General features: G+C 54.6%; 2 protein-coding genes. Both read left to right on the top strand.

Annotated elements, in window-relative coordinates; genetic code table 11:
* Window positions 1-264: hypothetical protein (locus tag ACOVRA_RS03105; RefSeq protein WP_421719009.1), on the top strand; the 264-nt coding region annotated here is incomplete at its 5' end.
* Window positions 254-1449, top strand: a 1196-nt coding sequence (locus tag ACOVRA_RS03100; protein WP_421719008.1) for a TonB-dependent receptor, incomplete at its 3' end; no start/stop codon positions are given. The genes ACOVRA_RS03105 and ACOVRA_RS03100, both read left to right, overlap by 11 nt.

The raw sequence follows: 1449 nt of genomic DNA, 5'->3' as shown, positions 1-1449 counted from the left end.
TTGTGCATAATTGTAGCAAGTTTCATGCGCTTAACATCCTCAGGGTTCGGTGAAGCGCCAAGTTGTGACGATTTGGCAACAGCACGCAATTGTGACTTAGGATTGCAGTATTTCACCCTCGACCCTTACGTCAACCGTGCGTATAGGCGACGTAAGGCTTGCCTGGTTTGCGTTGCGAAAGCGCTGCGTGGGTTTAGCGGATCAACAGCCCTGAAACATCAGGCTGAAAACAACCATTCTCTGGGAGAGAAAAATGAATTTTGAACGATTGGGCCGTCGTGGCCTTTTATTGGCTGCCTGCGCGACCTCTGTTTTTGCTGCACCTGCTTTTGCGCAACAGCAAGCAACGACTGCGCAAGACGACCAGCCAGTTGAAGAAATTATCGTTACCGCGACTCGCCGTGAAACTGCGCTGCAAAACGTTGCGGTCGCCGTGACCGCGATCGGTGCCCAAGCCATTGAGTCGGCCGGCGTGAAAGACATTCGCGACCTGACCCAATTGGCCCCATCGCTGCAAGTGCCGGTTTCTGAAAACTCGGGCGCCGTAACGGCGCGCATCCGTGGTATCGGTACGCAGGGCTCGAACCCCGGCCTTGAATCCTCGGTTGGTGTCGTTGTCGACGGCGTATTCCGCGCACGCAACGGCGTTGCATTTGGCGATCTGGGTGAAATTCGCGCCATCGAAGTCTTGCGCGGCCCACAAGGTACGCTGTTTGGTCGCAACACTTCGGCTGGTTTGATCAATGTCACCACCAAGAAGCCAAGCTTTGAGTTCGGCACTTCCGGCGACGCAACCTTCGGCAATTATGGCTTGGGCGGTCTTGGCCTCGGCATCACAGGTCCGCTGATCGAAGATAAGTTGGCTGGTCGTTTGTATGTGACCGCACGTGCTCGTGACGGCTACATGAACGTCAATAACGGCACCGCTCGCACGGATTCAAACGACACCAATTATTATGCGATCCGCGGCCAATTGCTCTATACCCCAAGCGAAACTTTCGATGCACGCCTGATCGTGGATCAAGCTTCGCGTGCAGAAGCTTGCTGTGCGGCGGCTGTTTGGACCAAGGACGTTCGCGTTCCTTCGACCACCGACATCTTGAACAAGATCTCGCCGAACGCGTTGCAAACCAGCCGCAATCTCGACAGCTATCTGGCGAGCGCCAACCGCACTTACGACCAAGACATTGAAGACGCTGGCGTCAGCCTTGAGATGAATTGGGATGTTGGCTTTGGTAAGCTGACCTCGCTGACTGCAAAGCGCAATTGGAAGCGTACGGCAGGGGCTGACTCGGACTATAGCGGCGCTGACGTCGTTTACAGCCTGAAGTCTGAAGGTGCTGGCTCGGAGTTTGATAACTTCACCCAAGAATTCCGCTATGCAGGTTCGTTGGGCAAGTTGGATTGGTTGGTTGGTACCATCTATTCCAAAGAAACCATCAACTCGAC

The sequence above is a fragment of the Aquidulcibacter sp. genome (genome assembly GCF_049239865.1).
Taxonomy (GTDB): Bacteria; Pseudomonadota; Alphaproteobacteria; order Caulobacterales; family Aquidulcibacteraceae; genus Aquidulcibacter.
The sequence above is the reverse complement of the archived record's forward strand: the minus strand, read 5'-3'. Positions and strand labels throughout refer to the sequence as shown.